The following is a 19,532-nucleotide window of genomic DNA, read 5'->3' as shown; positions in this document are numbered from 1 at the left end:
AGCCACCCGGTCCTTGCGCAGTAGATGTCCCCCAGCTCTCCCTCCTTGATAAAGGCCTGCAACACCCCCACGTCGCCGCGGAAGCGGTTGTTGAACGCGGTCATCAGCAGTCTCCCCGCCTCCCGCGCCGCCTGCACCATGCGCTCCCCCTCGCGCGCGTTGAGCGCCAGCGGCTTCTCCCCGATCACGTGCTTGCCCGCGCGCAGGCAGTCCAGGGTGACCCGCGCGTGGAGGTAGTTGGGCAGGCACACGCTGACCGCGTCCAGGCCCTCGAGCTTGAGCAGCTCGCGGTAATCGGTGAAGACGTTGGGGGCGCCGAATTCCTGGGCCACCGCCTGCGCGCGCTCGGCGTTGGTGTCGCACACCGCGAGAATCCTCGCGGCCGGCGACTTGGCGTAGCCGCGCAAGTGCGCGCGGCCGATGCTGAGACCGATCACCCCCACTCCCACCGGGCCGCGGGGCTTGGTCTCGAATCCCCCCTTCGACTTCCCATCTCTGTTGGCTGCCATCTTCTGTCACATCGTCCTTTCTGTTCGATCGTGGCGAGGCGTCTGCGCGTGCGCATAACCTGGGAGCACAGAAGGGCTCCACTGAGACCGCGTCGGGCGCCTCACACCAGCCCGCGCACCGCGAGATAGACCACCAGCGCGCCCACGGCGACGCGGTAGGCGACGAACGGGTAGAGCGTGCCGCGCTGGAGGTAGGCGAGGAAGAACTTGATGACCGCATAGCCGCTGACGGCGGCGCTCAGGGTGCCGACGACGAACGGCCACGCCATGCCGCCGGGAATCCCTGCGCGCAGCAGATCCCAACCGGCGGCGGCAGCGGCCCCGCCGATGATGGGGATGGAGATGAGGAAGGAGTAGCGGGCGGCGGCCTCGCGGCGCAGGTTGGCGAAGAGGCCGGTGGCGATGGTGATGCCGGAGCGCGAGGTCCCCGGCACCAGCGCGACCGCCTGCGCGAGGCCGATGACGATGGCGTCGCCCCAGCCGATGCGGTCGAAGTCGCGGCGATGTCTGCCCACGGCCTCGGCCAGCGCCAGCAGCAGCCCGACGGCGACGAGGAGCACGCCGATGAGCAGGGGCGTGCCGAACTTGTGCTCGATGACCTGCTCGAACAGCAGGCCGGCGGCGCCGCCGGGCAGGGTGCTGATGATGACCATCCAGGCGAGCTTGCGCTGAGGATCGCGCGCGAGCGTGCGCTCGCGGAGGCTGGCGAGCCAGGCGCGGAGCAGGACGGCGATGTCGCGGCGGAAGAAGAGTACGACGCCGAGGAAGGTGCCGAAGTGGAGCGCGACGTCGAAGGTCTTGTTGAGCGCGGCGTGATGAAAGATCTGCCAACCGAAGAGCCAGGGTACCAGGATGAGGTGGCCGGAGCTGCTGATGGGCAGGAATTCGGTCAGCCCCTGCACCAGGCCGAGGATGATGGCTTGCCAGATGGTCATGAAGTCGGAGGTGCCGCGCCGCGGGCACACTGTTGGCGGGCTGATCCAAGCCCTGCGCCCGCAGGCACTGATATTCGGGACCGGGAGCGGTTATCCTCTCGCCGGCCGGCGGCGCGATGCGACCGCGGCAGTTGTAGACGGCGCGATTTCATGGAATGAATGGAAAAACCGGCGCGGCGGGGGAACGGGAGGGGCTGTCATGCTTCGCACCTACATTGCGGAGACCGACAACCGGCGCAAGGAGATCATGTGGCTCGCCCTGGGGCTGCTGGCGGCGCTGGCGGTCGCGTTGCTGCTGGTGGTCTACGTCGGCTACGCGTTCCCGGGGCGCAGCTACGATGACGTGGTGACGACATTCGGGCTGATGGCGCTTGTGGGGTGCGCCATCGCCTATTTCGTGGGCAAGGAACGCGAGCAGCGGCAGCTTAACCAGAGCCTGGTGGCGAGCCTGCAGGATGCGGTGCGCGAGCTCCACGCGCGCATGGCGTGCATGGACGAGCTGACCAGCGCCAACGGCGAGATGAGCGCGGCGTTGCAGGGGCTGCGCCAGGAGCTGGACGACAGCTACCTGCGGGCGCTGCGCGCGCTCATGAGCACCCTCGATGCGCGCGACAACTACACCGCGTTGCACGGCGAGCAGGCGACCGCGATCGCGGTCACCATCGCCCGGCGCATGGGGCTGGAGCAGGAGCTGGTAGAGCTCATCAAGCGGTTCGGGCCGCTGCACGATATCGGCAAGATCGGCATCCCCGACCGCGTCCTGCACCAGGCGGAGCCGCTGGCGGCGGACGACCTGGCGGCATGCCTGCAGCACCCGGCGATGGGCGCGGCCATCATCTCCCCGCTGCGCCCGCGGGCGGAAGCGCTGGGCATCATCCGTAATCACCACGAACGCTGGGATGGCGGCGGTTACCCCGATAGCCTGGCGGGCGCGGACATTCCTCTGCCGGCGCGCATCATGGCGGTGGCGGACGCGTATCACGCCCTCATTTCGCGCCGCCCCTACCGCCCCGCCCGCGGCGCGGCCGAGGCGGTGCGCGAGCTGATGACCAACGCCGGCGCCCAGTTCGATCCCGATGTGGCGGGGGTGCTGGCGCAGTTGGCGGCGGAGGGCGCGTTGGAGGCGCGCGGTGCGCGGTGACGGCGCGCCTTCATTCCGTCCCCTCGCCGGAATATCATTCCCAGGCACGGCCGAGGGCTTGCTCGCCTTCGGAGGGCCTGCCCGCCTTGGAAGGGCTTATCCGCCTCAGGCGGGAATCTTGGCCTGGCTCGGGCGAGCCAAAGCCTGCACGGTCCGCATTTCCTAGCGCGGTTCCACGGCGGCCGCGGCGGGGATGATCTTGCCCAGGGGGCGGGAGTGGGCGGCGCCGGTGGCGCGGGGGAGATTGGAGGCGCGGCCGAGCATGGTCTGGTTGGCGAGGATGGCGTAGCCGACGGCGTCCTTGGCCTCGCCGTAGATGCCGAAGTCCTCGTGCAGATAGATGGGCAGCCCCGGCAGGCGCGACTTGAGCATGCGGCGCAGGGCGGCGTTGTAGCTGCCGCTGCCGCCGAGGATGAGCTCGTCAATGTCATGCTCGGGGGCGAGGAAGTCGCGGTAGCTGCGGGCGATGGATTCGGCGGTGAAGGCGGTGACGGTGGCGAGCAGGTCCTCGACGGTGAGGTCGTGGCGCTGGGCGGCGTCGAGGATGCCGGTGATGAAGTCGGAGCCGAAGTCGAGGCCGCTGGCGCGCTTGGGGGGGCGGCGCTGCAAGAAGGCGTGGGACATCATGTGCGCCAGCAGCTCCGGGTTTACCTGCCCCAGGCTCGCCAGGCGCCCGTCGCGGTCGCACAGAAGCTTGCCCTCGCTGATGATCTTGGTGATCGCGTCCACCACCGCGTGCCCGGGGCCGGTGTCGAAGGCGACCACGCGCTCGGGATCATCGCCCGCCGGCACCAGGGTCACGCTCGCCATGCGGTCGATGGTCTGCACCGCGCGCGTCTTGGCGGGGTGGTGGAAGAGGACGAAGTCCGCGAACGGCATCAGCGGGCTGCCGCAGCCGCCGGCAGCGATGTCGGTGGCGCCGAAATCGCCGACGGTGGTGACGCCGGTCTGCTCCGCCACCACCGCCAGCTCGCCGATCTGCAAGATGGCGCCGGGGGGCTCGAGCTCGGAGTCAACGTCGGGCCGACTCAGGTGGTAGAGCGTAAGCCCACTGCAGCCGATGAGGTCAACGTCGCCGAGCGTCCCGCCGCTGCCGCGGGTGACCTCGCGCGCGGCGTCGGCGAGCAGGTGCCCGAGGGCGAAGTTGAGCCGGCACAGGTCGAGGCCGGGGCATTCCGCCGACGTCGCGTGCGCCAGCGCCTCGCGCATCTTGGCCGCGTAGCCCGCGCGGCGGAAGCGCAAGAGACTGATCTGCGTGGAAGCGCCCGCGCCGATAATGTCCAGCAGCGCGGCGTCAATCCCCGCCAGCGACGCGGTGATGCCGAGCACCCGCCGCGGCGATTTGTCGGCGTATCGGTTGAGGATATCCACCAGTTGCCGCTCCCGCGCCCGCCCGGCGGACGCCGCCGACCCCGTCACCACCGGCAAGTTCTCCGCCAGCAGGCGCCACGCCTCCTGCGCGGTGTACGCCCGGCTCCACCGGCAGATGGTCTCAGTCGTCCGCGGCGCCCGTGAGCATGGGGGCCAGCTCCACCACCGACCCGACGATGAGGTCGGCGCCGGCGGCGGCCAGGGACTCGCGGGTGCCGGCGCCGGTGAGCACGCCGATGGTAGTCACGCCCGCCGCCTTGCCCGCCGTCACATCCATCGGATGGTCGCCGACCATGGCGGCGTGCTGCGGGTCGGCGCCGACGGCGTCAAGCGCCCGTAAGAGGTGCTCGGGGTGGGGCTTGACCCTGGGCGTCTCCTCGCGAGTGAGGAAAGCGTCGCACGCCAGGCCCGCGACGCCGGCGATGGTGTCAACCGCGGCGTGGGAGTTGCGGGTGACGACCGCGATTCGCAATCCGGCGCGGCGCAGGGCCGCCAGCGCCGGCTCGACGCCGGGCAGCAGGGAGGCGTGTCGCGCGCCGCGCAGCTCCAGGTCGAGAATGAGGCGCTCGGCGGACTCACGGAAAGCGCGGCCGGCAAGGGTCTCGCGGCCGATGAGGTCGGCCGCTCGCGCCACCGCTTCCAGAACGTAGAGGCCGTCGAGGTCGGCGGCGGTCACGCCGTGGTCGGCGGCCAGCGCGCGCACGCCGGCGCGCATGGCGTCGAAATCGTAGCCGGCGGCGGCGAGGGTGCCGTCGAAGTCAAAGATGAGCGCTTTCAAGGAGCAGAGCAGAGGTTTCATGGAGGACCGTTGCTGCTGCGCGCCGGCCTCGTCTCCTGGGGCCCGCCGCCCGGTAGGGTGGCGAAATGGGACCAGGGCATGCCTTGCCCCTGCGCCAGGGGGGCGCCAGCGTCGAGCTTAGGGCGTGGCGGCCAGCCGAACGGGCTCGGCAGAGAACGCCAGATAACCCATGTAGATCAAGTTGACGACCGGCAGCAGCATGAGGATCCTCTCGGCGCCGGTCCTCCCGATCGCGGTCGGCAGTTGAAACAAGGGCCATAGAACGGCCAGGACATTGACGTACGGGATGACGCAGACGATGGTCCACCACCCCGGCACGCCCCCAAGCTTGCACATGAGGTAGATATTGGCGATTGGCACCCACGCCGTCCACAACGGCTCGGATGACCGCGCCTTCTTGGCGATGGAGTAGAGACAGAAAGCAGAATACAGGTAGATGATGACCACCAGCACGACCACCAGCCAGAGGCCGAGCGCCATGACGATGGGCAGCCACGCTCCCGAGCCGGTAGCAGTGGCCATGGGGGTTCCCGTCGGGGACCCCATATCAGGCATCGCGGGTGCGGTGGGAGTGCCCGCCGGCTGCCCGTAGGGCTGTGGCGCCGGTGGCGGCTGAGCCCCAGGGGCGGCCGGGGTTGTGGGGGCGGCGGCGCTAGGTGTTGGGACTGGTGAAGGCGCGACGGGAGGCGACGGCGTTAGCGGAATGCCGGCTGCGCGCGTCAGCGCCGGGGGCGCGGGCACGGCCGCACCAGCCGGCGGCGACGCCGGCGCCCCCGCGGGGCTGCGGAGCCCGGCCACCCACAGATGGTTCTTGAGATCGGGGGGCATATCGGCCAGCGCAGCGTCAATTACTCGCTGTCGGGTCTGGTTCTGGTCCACGCGCCAATTGAGGCCTTCTCTGACCAGCACCACGCTGACGCGCGCGGGGCCCCGTGTCAGGTGCTTGATGAGGGCGTCACTGATGTCTGCGCGCTCGAGGCCGATCACGAACGGATCCACTGTCAGCTGCAAGCTCGCCGGGACCTCGGCCTGTCCTCCGGCGGTGGTGATGCCTGCGCGGTCGACCTCAGGAGCGGTCTTGATCATCAGCACCGGCGGGAGCAGCAACTGACCGCTGGTGTCGGCGGTGGCGAGTCGGTCACGCTTGATTTCGTTGCCGTTGCGCACCGCATCGAGGTACTGGAGCGTGACGTCGGCGGGTCTGCTGGCAAGGAGGAAGAAATAAGCGCCGGCCGCCGCGATCAGCACCAGCGCCACCACCGCCACCGCCGTCCACGGAATGGTCAGCGACAGCCGCAGTCTGGTGGGCGCCGGCTGGCGGGCCCCGCCCGCCGGCGGCGCCAACGGCGCCCAGCAGTTCCAGCAAGCCGCCTTCTCGGGCTTGTTTTCAACGCCGCATCGAGGGCACGTTTTCATGCGAGATCACTCCCCGAGCGAGCCGCTGCAGCGCGCGAACTCACCCCCCGGGCGGCGGAAGTCCGCTCCCGCACGCACGCTATCCCCGGCTCGACCAGATAGGCCATTCTGCCCCTGTGGGTCATTTCCCTGCTTCTTCTGCGGCACCGGGCCGGCCGCTGTGCGCTGGTTCACCGCCGTGGTCCCATGCGCGCAAGATGAGGGCGGCGTTGTGGCCGCCGAAGCCGAAGGAATTGGACATCGCCACTCGCACCGGCGTGTGACGCGCCTGGTTGGGCACGTAGTCGAGGTCGCATTCGGGGTCGGGATACTCGTAGTTGATGGTGGGGGGAATCACGCCCTGGGTGATGGCAAGCGCACAGGCGATGGCTTCGACCCCGCCGGCGGCGCCGAGCAGGTGGCCGGTCATGGACTTGGTGGAGCTGATGGCGGTGTGGTAGGCGGCTGCGCCCAGGCAGGCCTTGATGCCGTCGGTTTCGAGCTTGTCATTGAGCGGGGTCGAGGTGCCGTGGGCGTTGATGTAGTCGAGGTCGCAGGGCTCAATGCCAGCCTGGGTGATGGCGGCGGCCATGGCGCGCGCGCCGCCCTCGCCGCCGGGAGCGGGGGCCGTGATGTGGTAGGCGTCGGCGCTCATGCCGTAGCCGATGACCTCGCAGTAAATGGGAGCGCCGCGCGCGATGGCCGACTGCGCCTCCTCCAGCACCACCACCCCCGCGCCCTCGGCAATGACGAAGCCGTCGCGCTCGCGGTCGAAGGGACGGCTGGCGCGCTGGGGGTCGTCGTTGCGGGTGGATAGGGCGCGCATAGCGCAGAAACCCCCGACCCCGAGCGGCGTGACCGCAGCCTCGGACCCGCCCGCGAGCATGGCGTCGGCGTCGCCGCGGCGGATGATCTCGAAGGCGTCGCCGATGGCATGGGTGCCGGTGGCGCAGGCGCTGACGACGGCGTGGTTGGGCCCCTGGGCGCCGAACAGGATGCTGACCTGGCCGGAGGCCATGTCGTTGATGACCATGGGGATGAAGAAGGGGCTGATGCGATTGGGCCCCTTGTCGCGCAGCACCGCGTGCTGCTGCTCCCAGGTGCGGATGCCGCCGATGCCGGTGCCGATGAGCACGCCCACCCGCTGCGGGCGGGCGCAGATGTCAAGGCGCGCGTCCGCGACCGCCATGCGCGTAGAGGCGACCGCGAACTGGGCGAAGCGGTCCATGCGCTTGGCGTCCTTGGCCTCCATGAACGGCAGCGGATCGAAGTCGCGCACTTCGCCCGCGAAGCGGGTCGTGTATTCGCGGGCGTCAAAGGCCGCGATGGGCGCGATGCCAGACTTGCCGGCGACGAGGCCCGCCCATGACGGGGCGACGCCGACCGCCAGCGGCGTCACCGCGCCCAGGCCCGTTATCAGTACCCGTCGCTCCATGGTGAGGTGCCTGCCGCGCACCCGCAGCGGGACGCGCGGGCGCCGGTCAGGCGGTGCCGGCCTCGGCGCGCTTGCGCCGCGTGAGATAGGTCACCGCGTCCTGGACGCTCTTGATCTGCTCGGCGTCCTCGTCGGGGATGCTCTCGATCTCGAACTTCTCCTCGAACGCCATTATCAGTTCGACCAGGGCGAGGGAGTCGGCCCCGAGGTCATCCTGGAACGTAGCTTCGGCGGTGACCTCGCTCTCGTCCACGTTGAGCTCCTCGGCGACCAGCTTCTTCACCTTGGCAAAGATCTCTTCCTCCACGGGTTGTCACCTCCTCCGAATAGTGATGCTATCGGCGCGCCGCGGCGGCGCCGCCGAGACCCGAATCCGCGGGCCGGCCGGCGCCGTCGGGCGAATCACGGACGGCGTACTTCCGATCGCCGCCAGCGCCTCATCCCGTCACCATGCCGCCGTCAATGCACAGCACTTGCCCGGTCACGTAGGCGGCGGCCGGAGACGCCAGGAAGACGGTGACCGCGGCCACCTCCTGCGCTGTGCCCGCACGCCCCAGCGGGATCTGCGACAGCCAGCGCGCGCGCGCCTCCGGGGGCAGCGCTTGCGTCATCGCGCTCTCGATGAACCCGGGGGCGATGGCGTTGACGCGCACCCCGCGCGGCCCCAGCTCGCGCGCGCAGCTCTTGGTGAGGCCGATGAGGCCGGCCTTGGAGGCGGCGTAGTTGGCCTGCCCCGCATTGCCCATCACCCCCACCACGGAGCTGACGTTGACGATCGCGCCCCCGTGCTTCAGCATGTGGCGCGCGACCGCGCGCGTGCACAGGAAGGCGCCGCCGAGGTTGATATCAATCACCCGGCGCCAGTCGTCGTCGCTCATGCGCACGAGCAAGGTGTCGCGGGTGATGCCGGCGTTGTTGATTAGAATGTCAAGCCCGCCCGCCTGCGCCAGCACCGCCTCCACCATGGCCTGCACCTGGGCGGGGTCGGTGATATCGGCGACAACCACCAGCGCCTCCCCGCCGTCGCCGCGGATCTGCTCTGCCACCGCCTGCGCCTCGTGCGCGCCGTCGGCAATGTCGTTGATGGCGACCCGCGCCCCCGCCCGCGCCAGGGCCACGGCGATGGCCTGCCCGAGACCGCGGCGCGCCCCGGTCACGAGCGCGGTCTGGCCGCGAAGGTCAATCATTCCCGCCTCACCCATGTCGCGCCTCAACCCACGATCCGCCGCAGCGAATCCGCATCGCCGGCGGCGACGACCTCGGCCGCCGGCTCGATCCGGCGCACCAGACCCGCCAGCACATTGCCCGGGCCCACCTCGTAGAACCGGCGCAGGCCCAGGCTCAGCAGCCGCCGGACGCAACTCTCCCAGCGCACGGCGCCGGTCATCTGCGCCGCCGCCGCCGCGCGCACCTCGTCGGCGGTGCGCACCAGCTCGCCGGTCGCATTGGCCGCCACCGGCACCTGGGGCTCGGAGGCGTTGACTTCGCCAAGGGCGGCGGCAAACCTCTCGGCCGCCGGCGCCATCAGGGGCGAGTGAAAACCGCCCGCGACGGCGAGCCATCGCGTCTTCGCTCCACGCTCCCCGGCCAGCCGCGCCGCGAGCTGCACCGCCTCTTTCTCGCCCGAGATGACGACCTGCCCCGGCGCGTTGAAGTTCGCGGGCACCACCACTCCCGCCCGCGCCGCCTGGCGGCACAATTCCTCGACCTGGGCGGCCTCCAGCCCCAAGATGGCGGCCATCGCCCCCGGACGGTCGCTCGCCGCCCGCTCCATGACCCGCGCGCGCAGCGCCACTAGGCGCGCGGCATCGGCTTGCTCGATGGCCTCGCACGCCACCCACGCGGCGAACTCGCCCAGGCTGTGGCCGGCCACCGCCGCGGGGCGCACTCCGCCCCGGCGCAGCACCGCGGCACATGCCAGCTCCACCGCCAGCAGCGCCGGCTGCGCCACCGCCGTGGATTCGAGGGCGCGCCCGGATTGCTCAAAACAGGCCTCGGCGACGTCGAATCCGGTCGCCCGCGAGACCTGATCGAAGACCTCGCGCGCCTGCTCCCAGGTTTGGCAGACATCGCGCCCCATGCCCGCGCGCTGGGAGCCCTGCCCGGGAAAGATGAAGGCCGCGTCAGCGTCTGTCACCATGCCCCGCCCGCTCACCACCGAATCACGACCGCGCCATGGGTGAGCCCCGCGCCAAAGCCCACCAGCACCACCACCATCCCCTCGCGCAGCCGGCCCGACTCGACGCTCTCGGCGAGGGCGATGGGGATGGAGGCGGCTGACGTGTTGCCGTAGCGATCAACATTGCACACCCAGTGGTCCTCGGGGAAGTCCAGGCGCTTGGCGCACGCCTCGATGATGCGGCTGTTGGCCTGATGGGGGATGATGAGGTCCACCTGCGCCAGTGTCAATCCCGCCCGGCGCAGACACTCGAGCGTTACTTCCTCGACCGCGCGCAGGGCGAAGCGGAAGACCTCCTGGCCGTCCATGTAGGTATAGTGCAGGCCGCGCGCCACCGTCTCGGCGGTGGTCGGCAGGCGGGAGCCGCCGGCGGGCAGCTTGAGCGCCTCGCTGCCCGAGCCGTCCGCGCGCAGCGCGAAGGCGAGGACGCCTCGCCCCTGCGTGGTCGGCTGCAGCAGCGCCGCCCCCGCGCCGTCGCCGAAGATGACGCAGGTCGCGCGATCGTTCCAGTCAACGATGCGCGAGAGGACTTCGGCGCCGATGATGAGGACGTTGTCACAGGCCCCGGTGGCGATCACTTGGCTCGCCAGGCTCAGGGCATAGACGAAGCCGGTGCACCCCGCTTGCAGGTCGAAGGCGCCGGCGCGCTCGGCGCCGAGGCGGTGCTGCACCAGGCAGGCGGTGGCGGGGAAGGCCATGTCGGGGGTGATGGTGGCGACGATGATGAGGTCGAGCTCGCGGGGGTCGAGGTGAGCGCGTTCGAGCGCCGCGCGTGCCGCCTCCAGGCCGAGGTCGGAGGTGGCCACCTCGGGCTCGGCGATGCGCCGCTCGATGATGCCGGTGCGGGTGCGGATCCACTCGTCCGTGGTGTCCACCGACTTTTCGAGGTCGAAGTTGGTGAGGACGCGCGGCGGGACATGGAAGCCGACGCCGCTGATACCGACGGGGCGGATAGGTGCGCTCAATTGCTGCCCAGCTCCTGCGGTTGCGAGTGGTCGGCTTCGGCCTGGGCGATCAGGCTGCGATCGTGGAGGGAGCGAGCGACGCCCGTCACCACCCCGCTCTCGACGGACTCCTTGGCCACGCGCAGGGCGCTGAAGAGCGCCTTGGGGCTCGAGCGCCCGTGGCTGATGACGACGACGGCCTTGACTCCGAGCAGGAGGGCGCCGCCGTACTCCGAGTAGTCGAGGGTGCGCTGCAGATAGTGCAGGGCTCGCGCCAACGACTGATCCTCGCGCACCGCCGGTGACACCTGGGCCAGCGCCTGCTGCAGCCGCCCCACGAACAGGTGCGCCCACCCCTCCCCCAGCTTGAGCGCGAGGTTGCCGACGAACCCATCGCACACCACCACGTCCGCGCTGCCGCTGGCGAACTCCGTGCCCTCGAGGTTGCCGACGAAGTTGAGGTCGCTGGCGCGTAGGACCGCATAGGCGCGCTTGGTCAGCTCGTTGCCCTTGGCGGGTTCCTCGCCGATGTTGAGGAGCGCCACCCGGGGATGGGCGATGCGCAGCACGCGGCGGGCATAGACATCGCCCATGATGGCGAATTGCAGCAAGTGCTTGGGACGGCAGTCGCAATTGGCGCCGGCGTCGAGGAGCACGATGCTGCCGCTGCGGGCGGGAAGGAGGGCGGCAATCGCCGGGCGCGCCACGCCCTTGACGGCGCCCAACCGCCACAGGGCAGCGCCCATGAAGGCTCCCGAGTTGCCGGCCGAAACCACCGCTTGCGCATCCCCGGACGCCACCAGGTCCACCGCCCTGATCATGGACGCATCGAGCTTGGCGCGCAGGGCGGTGGCGGGGGATTCGTGCATCTCGATCACCTGGGAGGCGTGCACCACTTCAATGCGGCCGGCGGGCGCATCGTGCTTGGCGAGCTCGACCTGGACGCTGCGCTCGTCCCCCACCAGCGCCACCCCGATATCGAGCTCACGCGCCGCCAGCACCGCGCCTTCCACGATCGCAGCCGGCGCGTGGTCGCCTCCCATGGCGTCCAGGGCTATGCGCATTGCCATCTCGTCAGTCTTTCAGGGTGTGGTGTGCGCGACCGCATGTCCGGCGCCGTCCGGCGCCTCGTGCGCGGGAATGGGAACACCGGGGTCGCGCCGACTGCGAGCAGGGCGGGAGCGATGTTACCGTGCGCGCGGGCCACTATTTCTCCGACTTGCGGGCCTTCACCTGCACCGCGGCACGGCCGGCGTAGTGCCCGCAGGACGGGCATGCCTGGTGCGGCAAGCGGAACTCGTGGCACTGGTGGCAGCGGCTGATGTTGGGTGCCGTCAACTTGAAGTTGCTCGCACGTCGCTTGTGGGTGCGACTTCTCGAATGTCTTCGCTTGGGCAGCGCCAAGGTATTATCCTCCCTCCGGGCCAGGTTCGAGCAGCCGCTTGAGATCCCACAGTGGGCCCGGGGGCGATCCCGCAGGACACCCGCAGGCGCCGGCGTTGAGGTCGTTCCCGCAGCGCGGGCAGATTCCCGGGCAGTCTTCCCGGCACAGCGGCCGCAGCGGCAGATTGACTATGATATGCTGACGCACCAGTTCGGTCAAGTCCAGGATGGCGTCATGGAACGCGGCGCGCTCCGGCTCCTCGACGTCAACGGTGGGCTCCGGCGCCGCCCCGGCGGCATCGCCGATGCTGAACTCCTCGCTCAACGGTATCTCCACCGTCATCACCAGCGGCCCGCAGCAGCGGCTACATTGCAGGTTCACCGTCGCCGTCATGCACCCGCGCAGCACCAGCAGGCGGCCGGTGTTGGTGACGCTGAAGCTACCTCGCGCCGGCTCCGCCAGTTCCACATCGGCGTCGCGCGCGAGCGGCTCCTCGAAATCGTGGGTCGCATGCGCGCCCGGCGTTCGCGCTATCTCGCGAAGGTCAATCTTCATCTGCCCGCGCCCGTCGCCGCCCCCACGAGCCGGCGGATCACACCCGCGGCGCGCAGTCCTGCGCAGTCAGTGTGGCACAGGCGCTGAGCCTGTGACGGGGGCAGGCTGCGAGCCTGCCCCCACATGTGGCGGGCGCGACGTCGGTGAAAGCGCAGAGGCGCAGCATAAGTCGGTGCTGCGGGCGGGACGCCATCCAGCCGCATGTCGGACAATCAAGCCACACCCCATGTTACCTGCCGAATCCGGCGGGTGTCAATAGCGGCGCGCGGCGCGGGTTTACCAGGGGCGGATGAATCGGCTATAATGCAGTTGGACAGCTGCCGCGGGTGCGGGGTGACCATGGGTCACGACGACGAGCTGGACGAGCGCATACGACGCTTCGAGCAGATGCAGCGCGAGGACGAACTGCAGAGCTGGCGCGACCAGGAAGTGCAGGCCGTCACCGCCCACCTGCGCCTCAAGCTCGGCGATTCCTACCTCGAGCAAGGCAACCCGCGGCGCGCCATCGCCGAGTACAAGCGCGCGATCAGGCTCGACGGCAACAACGTCCAGTGCCGCATGCGCCTGGCGGACGCCTACGTCCTGGTGGAGATGATTGACCAGGCGATGCGCGAGTACCGCAAGGTCGTGCGCAGCGATCCCCGCCACGCCGAGGCGCACGCCAGCCTGGGCGACCTCTACCGCCGCTACGCCATGATGGAGGAGGCGCTGTCGCGCTACCGCGAGGCGGTGCGCCTCGACGGCAGCCGCGCCTACTATCGCTACAAGCTCGCCGACATCGCTTGGGCGCTGGGCATGGGCGCGGAGGCGTTGGACACCCTGCGCCTGGCGGTCAAGCTCGACCCCCGCCAGGCCTTCTACCGCTTCCGCCTGGCGGAGCTGCTGCTGGCGTGCGGCCGTCTGGACGAGGCGGTGGGTCAGTTCGAGCAGGCGGTGACGCTGGCGCCCTGCGACGACTACTACCACGCGCGGCTCGCCTCCGCCCTGGTGGCGCTCGGCCAACCGGCGCGCGCCATCGCCGCCTACCGGCGGGCGATCGAGAACGCGCCGCGCAACCGCTCCTACCACATGCTGCTCGCCGACGCCTACATCCTGGCCGGGTTCGACCAGCATGCGCAATCCTGCCGGGAATTCGCCGGCGACCTCGACGCCTACGAGTGGGAGTTCGTCCGCCGCCGCCGCGGCGAGTATCGCCCCCAGCTAACCGCCGACTAGCGAGAACGGAGACCCCATGTTCATTCGCCGCCTCCCCCTCGGCCCCATCGAGACCAACGCCTACCTGATCGCCCACGAGACCAGCCGCGAGGCCCTGGTCATAGACCCCGGGGGGCCGCCGGAACCGCTGCTGGACCTCCTGCGCCAGAACGAGTTTGCGCTGCAGGCCATCATCAACACCCACGGCCACGGTGACCACATCGCGGGCAACGTCCCGCTCAAGCAAGCCACCGGCGCGCCGGTGTGGGCGCACCAGGCCGAGGCGCGCATGTTGACCGACGCCGAGACCAACCTGCTGGCGTGGACCGGCTTCGACTGCGAAACCGCCCCGCCCGACCGCGAGCTGCGCGAGGGCGACGCCGTCGTCATCGGCGAGGGGCACGCCGACGAGATCCGGCTGCGGGTGATTCACACCCCCGGGCACACCCCGGGCGGGATGTCGCTGGCGGGGGATGGGTTCGTCTTCACCGGGGACTGTCTGTTCGCCGGCGGCATCGGCCGCACCGACCTCCCCGGCGGCTCCGAGTACCAGCTCCTGCAGACCATCCGCGACAAGCTGCTCGCCCTGCCCGACGAGACCATCGTCTATCCCGGCCACGGCCCCGAGACCACCATCGGCCAGGAGCGTCGCCATAACCCGTTCCTGCGGGGGATATGAGCGGACGACGGCGCCACAGACACACGACCGCCGCGGCAGCCAGGACGGCTGCCCTACCTTACTCTGTGCCATCCGCGCTCTAAATCGTTCGGATCTGAAATCCGCGTAATCCGCGGATGGCTCCCTTTCACGCATATTTCGGCTTGACGGCTTTGCCGGTCTGGGCGGACTTCTCGGCGGCCTCCAGGATCGCGATCACGCGCCGCGCCTCTTCCGGCTTGACCGCCAGCTCCTTGCCCCGCAGCAGGTGGTCGGCGATGCTGCGGTAGTAGGCCTCCCAGTTCTGCTCCTGGTAGGGTACCTCCATCTCCGCACGCAGGCCAGCGACGTCGGTGGCGACCAGGAAGTGCTTCTCGCGGCGGCCGTCGCGGATGCCGCCCTTGGTGCCCAGGATGCGCCAGCGGTCCTTGCCCACCGCCGCGATGTGCGAGATCTGCAGCTCGGCCACCGCCCCGTTGCGGAAGCGGATGATCGCCCGCACCTGATCCTCGTTGGTGACGTCGCGCCACACCAGCTTGTGGAAGTAACCGGTGACGCTTTCCATCTGCGCGGGCACCAGGTTGAGCAGCCAGTCGAGGTAGTGGGCGCCCCAGTCATACATCGCCCCACCCGAGATGCGCTTGTTGGAACGCCACCACGTGCCCGGGTGCGCGTAGCTACCCATGTAGGCCTCGATGTGAAAGACGTCGCCGATGAGGCCGCGGCCGATGATGTCGCGCAGGGTCATGAAGTCGCCGTCCCAACGGCGATTGTGGAAGACCGACAGCATGACCTTGTTGTCCGCAGCCGCCTGGATCATGCGGTCGGCCTCGGCGACGGTGATGCACATCGGCTTCTCCACCACCACGTGCTTGCCCGCGCGGGCGCACTGCGCCACGAGCTGCGCGTGGGTGTTGTGGGGCGTGATGATGGTCACCATGTCGAGATTAGACTTACGCAGCATGGTGGCGACGCTGGAATAGGTCTCAAGGTCGGGCAGAACCTCGTGCCCCATGGCCAGGGCGCGGGGATCAATATCGCACAATGCCACCGTTTCCAGGCCCGGCGCGGCGGTGATGTATTGCGCGTGCAGCCGCGCCATCCCGAACCGCCCGCCGCAGCCGATCAGCCCGCAGCGGATGACGTTCTGCTTGCCGGACGCTTGCGCCCGGCGGCCCTGCGTTCGTTTGGCAGCCATTAACGTTCTCCTCCATGGTTCCCTCGCTGCGCGAAGGTCGCGTGTCACGCTGAATACCACACGCGCGGAGCAGACTCCTGCAACCGCCTATGTCGGGGCATCGCCTCCCGCGTCGTTGATTGACCGGCCACAACCCCGCTGCTATAATCGTGCCGATGGCGCACGAGCGTCCCGCCGCGGCCGGGCCCGTAGCTCAGCGGCAGAGCCCCCGGCTCATAACCGGTTGGTCGCAGGTTCGAATCCTGCCGGGCCCACCATCCTGCGTCGCTCTTCATAGCTTCGCAGAACCGACGAAGAGCTATGCAGGATGGTGCCCTTCGTAGTACCGCTTCGCCCGAGCAGGGGCTCGGGCGAGGTGGGACGAAGTAGGGCTATATGAGGTGCGTCTACCTGCTCCAAAGCACTGCTAATCCTAGCAGACGTTACGTGGGTTCCACAGACGACCTTGAGAGACGCCTGGCAGAACATAACTCAGGCAAATCACCGCACACCGCAAGGCACATCCCGTGGAGGGTTGTGGTTGCCGTCCACTTCGCTAGCCGCGCGAAGGCTGACGCCTTCGAACGCTATCTGAAGCAAGGCACTGGCCACGCCTTCGCTAAGCGACACTTGTGGTAGCATACTGTTCGCAGACGACTAGGCCAAGACGCATTGCCAAGCTGCCCACCGGACTGATTGGGCGTGTCGGCGAATCGAGCAAACGCTGCCCGGGCCGACCGGCCGGAGGCTGCCCGAGCCACACGGCCAGGGATTCCTACCGCCCTAACTGACTGGGCAGGAGAACAGCTCTTGCCCAACGAATAGGCCGACACAGCGAAGAGCGAAAAGGGGAGAATAGGTACTGCCCTCCATTGCCCAAAATTGCAGTTTGTAGAACGCGCACAGGGAAGGCAACCAGATGAGCAGCGATGATCGTCGGGTTGATAGTGCAGCGACTGCTCCCGCGCAGGCCGGTCCGCCGATCTCAGCCGCCGAGCTTGACCGACGGCGGACGGTGTACTACGTGCTGATCCTCGCGCAGATACCGGTGGCGGTCGCCGCGCGCGCGGTGCACACCCCGGCCCTCAGCGTGGTCCTGGGCATTCTACTCCTAGTGTGGTTAATAGCGTTCTTGTGGGTGTTTCTGGGGACCGCCCGGCTCGCGGGGATGTCCGTGCCGGCCTTAGTGCCGATTGCAGTCCTGGTCCTGATTCCACTGATCGGCATCATCACCGTCATGGTGGTGGATTTCCACATCGCCGACACGGTCGACCGCGGTCCCGGGCAAGAAGACACTCCCAGGTTATCCCGGCTATCCTACTGGTCCCTCATCATGGCGTGGTTGCCGATGGTGGGACTGCCGATGGCGGCAGTGGCCCTGTGGCAGATCGGTGCGAGGCGCGGGAGGCTCACAGGACGGGGGCTAGCGATCGCCGGGCTGGTGGTCAACACCCTATTCGCCATGCTGTGGGTTGCGGTGATTGTGGCGATCAACATCCCGCGTGGTTAGCCGCCGAGACCTGGGACACTTGCCTATCTCCAGGTCGTTTTCCTTGAGCGGATGCAACTAGCCGTTGGCTCTCCGACCTCGTCCGCGTCCTCGTTGTCTCCACGGCAGATTGCCCCCCCGCCCGGCGGCGGCGAAGGGATAATCCCGGCGTGCGTGGTAGTTCATGGTCGGAGGAAACGCATGGCCCTGTCCAAGCCCGAACGAGAGACCTTGCGCGACCTGGCCCGGCAGGTGGCCGAGATCGCCGCCGACCCGCAGAATGCGCGCAACCGCACCGAATGGAAACGCCACAATGGCTTGCGGCCCGGCAAGGCGATGGTGCTCATCTTCCCCGAGGGCGCGTGGGAGGAGCTGTTGCCCGACGAGGTGCTCACGGTCAGCGATCCCGCTTTTCGCCCCTGGGAGTTGCACCTGCGCCGTATCATCTATCGCTGGCACCACTTGCGCGACGACAACGTCATCGAGCCGATGTGCAAGGTCGGGCTGTCCCATCGCATCACCGGCTGGGGCCTGGAGCCCGCGCGCAAGCCGAGCCCCGAGCGCCGCGGCGCGTGGACCTTCGACCCCGTGATAAGTGACCCCGCCGACGCCGCCAAGCTCACGCAGCCCGACCTCATAGTGGACGAGGAGCAGACGCAGCGCGACCTCGAAGCGGTGGCCGACCTCTTCGGGGACATCCTGGAGGTGCGTGCCCATCGGCGCGTCCACGTGAATACCAGTCTCATCGGCCACCTGGTCAATCTGCGCGGGCTGAACGAGATCATGCTCGACATGTGCGACCGCCCGCAATGGGTGCACCAGGTCATGACCTTCATGACCGAGGCCACCGAGCGCCTGCTCGACCTGGTCGAGCAGGCGCCAGACTTGAGCCTCAATAACGGCGACGACTATGTCGGTTCGGGCGGGGTGGGGTATACCGACGACCTGCCGGGGCCGGGTTTCGATGGACGCGTGCGCCTGCGCGACCTATGGGGGTTCGCCGAGGCGCAGGAGCTGGCGCTGGTGTCGCCGGCGATGCACGAGGAGTTCGTGCTGCGCTACCAGGGGCGCCTGCTGGAGCGCTTCGGCCTCAACTGCTACGGCTGCTGCGAGGACGTCACGCAGAAGCTCGAGATGATCAAGCGCACGATCCCGCGCCTGCGGCGGCTGTCGGTCAGCCCGTGGACCGATCTGGGCGCGGCGGCCGAGGCGCTTCAGGATCGCATCGTCTATTCGTGGAAGCCCAACCCGTCGCCGGTACTCCTGAGTTTCGACGCCGGCCGCATCCGCCGCGAGATCAATGAGTGTCTGGACGCCGCCGACGGCTGCATCGTCGAGATGGTTCTCAAGGACACCCACACCGTGCACGGGCATCCCGAGACCCTGCACAACTGGGTGAAGATCGCCAACGAAGTCACCGCCGAGCGTGGGCCGTGACCAGAGATTGACCGCCGATGGGCGCAGATTGAGAAGGAGGTGGAGCGCAACTGTTAGCTGGGCGAAATGACGAAGTGGAATGACAGCCTGAATGTCGCTCAGATCAATGCCCTCAACCAGCGCGGGGGGCGGATGTTGAGCGTGGTGGACCTGCTCGATGCCGGCACCATGGACCTCGACCTGGCGAGCGCCCTGTGCGCGCTGGTGGCGCGCGGGGCGAGTTTCCTCTCCGGCGCGGTGCCCGGCGGCGCGGGCAAGACCACGATTATGGCTGCGATCCTGGCCTTCCTGCCGCCGGACATGGAGATCAGCACCGTTGACGGCGAGCGCGTGATCGCCGGCGCCGACTCCGCGGGCAAGCCGGGCGCGCGCCGCTGCTACCTGGCGCACGAGATCGGGGCCGGCCACTGGTACGGCTACATCTGGGGGCGGGCGGTGCGTGAATATCTCGACCTCGCCCGCCGCGGGCACATGATCGCCACCGGCTTGCACGCGGATACGCTGCCTCAGCTCCGGGATATCCTGCTGTCGCCGCCGCTTGGCGTCGAGGAAGATGCCCTGGCGACCCTCGGTTTCACGCTCTTCGTCGCCGCCGACAGATGTGGCCGTGAGGTGCGCCGGAGGGTGTCTGCCGTGCACGCCGGGGCCGCCGCGGACGCGCCGGCGCTGTTCAGATGGGATCGCCGATCCGACCGCTTCCGCCGCGAGGCCGACCTCGACGCCCAGGTGCCGCCCGCGGAGCGAGCGGCGCTGCGCGAGCTGCTGGGGAACCTGCAGCGGCAGCAGGTGCGCCGCATCGAAGACGTCCGCGCCGCCTACCTCGACTCCCTGCTCCGTTCGTGACACCGCTTGGCGAGCCGCGTCGCGCCCCGGAAGGGGTCGGTGGCCCCTCCAACGAAGTGGGCGCCATCGTCGGCTCCAGGCACTACC

21 protein-coding genes and 1 tRNA gene are annotated in these 19,532 nt (G+C 69.2%); 8 read left to right on the top strand and 14 right to left on the bottom strand.

Annotated features, from left to right (window positions below):
• Nucleotides 1-509, bottom strand: a 509-nt coding sequence (locus VM221_13740; protein ID HUT75883.1) for a Gfo/Idh/MocA family oxidoreductase, incomplete at its 3' end; no start/stop codon positions are given.
• A gap of 101 nt (nt 510-610) precedes the next feature.
• Nucleotides 611-1,444 carry an undecaprenyl-diphosphatase UppP gene (gene uppP / locus VM221_13735; protein ID HUT75882.1) on the bottom strand — a complete coding sequence of 278 codons (834 nt, stop codon included), beginning with the start codon at nt 1,442-1,444 and terminating at the stop codon, nt 611-613.
• 199 nt (nt 1,445-1,643) lie between these two features.
• On the opposite strand from uppP, the gene VM221_13730 reads away from it, so the two are divergent.
• Entirely contained in the window at nt 1,644-2,585 is a 942-nt protein-coding gene (locus VM221_13730) for an HD-GYP domain-containing protein (protein HUT75881.1), read from the top strand.
• 162 nt (nt 2,586-2,747) lie between these two features.
• Here VM221_13730 and VM221_13725 read toward each other — a convergent pair whose 3' ends face one another.
• From VM221_13725 to VM221_13675, 11 genes are all read right to left on the bottom strand, one after another.
• Nucleotides 2,748-4,007, bottom strand: a complete 1,260-nt coding sequence (locus VM221_13725) for an anhydro-N-acetylmuramic acid kinase (GenBank protein HUT75880.1) — start codon at nt 4,005-4,007, stop codon at nt 2,748-2,750.
• 70 nt (nt 4,008-4,077) lie between these two features.
• On the bottom strand, nt 4,078-4,755 hold the full coding sequence (locus VM221_13720; protein ID HUT75879.1) for an HAD family hydrolase: 678 nt from the start codon (nt 4,753-4,755) through the stop codon (nt 4,078-4,080).
• Nucleotides 4,756-4,872: 117 nt separating this feature from the next.
• A complete protein-coding gene (locus tag VM221_13715) occupies nt 4,873-6,171 on the bottom strand; it encodes a DUF5684 domain-containing protein (protein HUT75878.1) in 1,299 nt (432 codons plus the stop codon).
• Between the two features lie 121 nt (nt 6,172-6,292).
• Nucleotides 6,293-7,585 (bottom strand): beta-ketoacyl-ACP synthase II, encoded by a 1,293-nt coding sequence (gene fabF / locus VM221_13710; protein HUT75877.1) that lies wholly within the window; start codon nt 7,583-7,585, stop codon nt 6,293-6,295.
• 46 nt (nt 7,586-7,631) lie between these two features.
• Nucleotides 7,632-7,892, bottom strand: coding sequence for an acyl carrier protein (locus VM221_13705; protein ID HUT75876.1), 261 nt, complete (start codon nt 7,890-7,892; stop codon nt 7,632-7,634).
• A 130-nt stretch (nt 7,893-8,022) separates the two neighbouring features.
• The gene (fabG, locus tag VM221_13700) at nt 8,023-8,772 is read right to left on the bottom strand and encodes a 3-oxoacyl-[acyl-carrier-protein] reductase (protein ID HUT75875.1); all 750 of its coding nucleotides are present in this window, start codon (nt 8,770-8,772) and stop codon (nt 8,023-8,025) included.
• Between the two features lie 23 nt (nt 8,773-8,795).
• Complete coding sequence (gene fabD / locus VM221_13695) at nt 8,796-9,725, bottom strand: ACP S-malonyltransferase (GenBank protein HUT75874.1); 930 nt, start codon at nt 9,723-9,725, stop codon at nt 8,796-8,798.
• Between the two features lie 11 nt (nt 9,726-9,736).
• Nucleotides 9,737-10,729, bottom strand: a complete 993-nt coding sequence (locus VM221_13690) for a beta-ketoacyl-ACP synthase III (protein ID HUT75873.1) — start codon at nt 10,727-10,729, stop codon at nt 9,737-9,739.
• A complete protein-coding gene (gene plsX / locus VM221_13685) occupies nt 10,726-11,772 on the bottom strand; it encodes a phosphate acyltransferase PlsX (protein HUT75872.1) in 1,047 nt (348 codons plus the stop codon). Before plsX ends, VM221_13690 begins: the two co-directional genes overlap by 4 nt.
• Before the next feature lie 142 nt (nt 11,773-11,914).
• The gene (gene rpmF / locus VM221_13680) at nt 11,915-12,112 is read right to left on the bottom strand and encodes a 50S ribosomal protein L32 (GenBank protein ID HUT75871.1); all 198 of its coding nucleotides are present in this window, start codon (nt 12,110-12,112) and stop codon (nt 11,915-11,917) included.
• A gap of 4 nt (nt 12,113-12,116) precedes the next feature.
• Nucleotides 12,117-12,647, bottom strand: a complete 531-nt coding sequence (locus VM221_13675) for a DUF177 domain-containing protein (protein ID HUT75870.1) — start codon at nt 12,645-12,647, stop codon at nt 12,117-12,119.
• 339 nt (nt 12,648-12,986) lie between these two features.
• On the opposite strand from VM221_13675, the gene VM221_13670 reads away from it, so the two are divergent.
• Nucleotides 12,987-13,862: a tetratricopeptide repeat protein gene (locus VM221_13670; protein HUT75869.1), complete on the top strand. Its 876-nt coding sequence runs from the start codon at nt 12,987-12,989 to the stop codon at nt 13,860-13,862.
• A 16-nt stretch (nt 13,863-13,878) separates the two neighbouring features.
• Nucleotides 13,879-14,520, top strand: a complete 642-nt coding sequence (locus VM221_13665; GenBank protein ID HUT75868.1) for an MBL fold metallo-hydrolase — start codon at nt 13,879-13,881, stop codon at nt 14,518-14,520.
• Nucleotides 14,521-14,647: 127 nt separating this feature from the next.
• On the opposite strand, the gene VM221_13660 is transcribed toward VM221_13665, so the two are convergent.
• Nucleotides 14,648-15,697: a Gfo/Idh/MocA family oxidoreductase gene (locus VM221_13660; protein ID HUT75867.1), complete on the bottom strand. Its 1,050-nt coding sequence runs from the start codon at nt 15,695-15,697 to the stop codon at nt 14,648-14,650.
• A 182-nt stretch (nt 15,698-15,879) separates the two neighbouring features.
• On the opposite strand from VM221_13660, the gene VM221_13655 reads away from it, so the two are divergent.
• The 5 genes from VM221_13655 (at nt 15,880) to VM221_13635 (ending at nt 19,445) form a co-directional block, all read left to right on the top strand.
• Nucleotides 15,880-15,954, top strand: a tRNA-Ile gene (locus tag VM221_13655).
• A 118-nt stretch (nt 15,955-16,072) separates the two neighbouring features.
• Entirely contained in the window at nt 16,073-16,315 is a 243-nt protein-coding gene (locus tag VM221_13650) for a GIY-YIG nuclease family protein (protein HUT75866.1), read from the top strand.
• A gap of 280 nt (nt 16,316-16,595) precedes the next feature.
• Complete coding sequence (locus VM221_13645; GenBank protein HUT75865.1) at nt 16,596-17,186, top strand: hypothetical protein; 591 nt, start codon at nt 16,596-16,598, stop codon at nt 17,184-17,186.
• Between the two features lie 180 nt (nt 17,187-17,366).
• Nucleotides 17,367-18,602, top strand: a complete 1,236-nt coding sequence (locus VM221_13640; protein ID HUT75864.1) for a hypothetical protein — start codon at nt 17,367-17,369, stop codon at nt 18,600-18,602.
• A 66-nt stretch (nt 18,603-18,668) separates the two neighbouring features.
• A complete protein-coding gene (locus VM221_13635; protein HUT75863.1) occupies nt 18,669-19,445 on the top strand; it encodes a hypothetical protein in 777 nt (258 codons plus the stop codon).
• Nucleotides 19,446-19,532: the final 87 nt, after the last annotated feature.

Source organism: Armatimonadota bacterium (assembly GCA_035527535.1).
In the GTDB taxonomy this organism is placed as follows: domain Bacteria; phylum Armatimonadota; class Hebobacteria.
The sequence above is the reverse complement of the archived record's forward strand: the minus strand, read 5'-3'. Positions and strand labels throughout refer to the sequence as shown.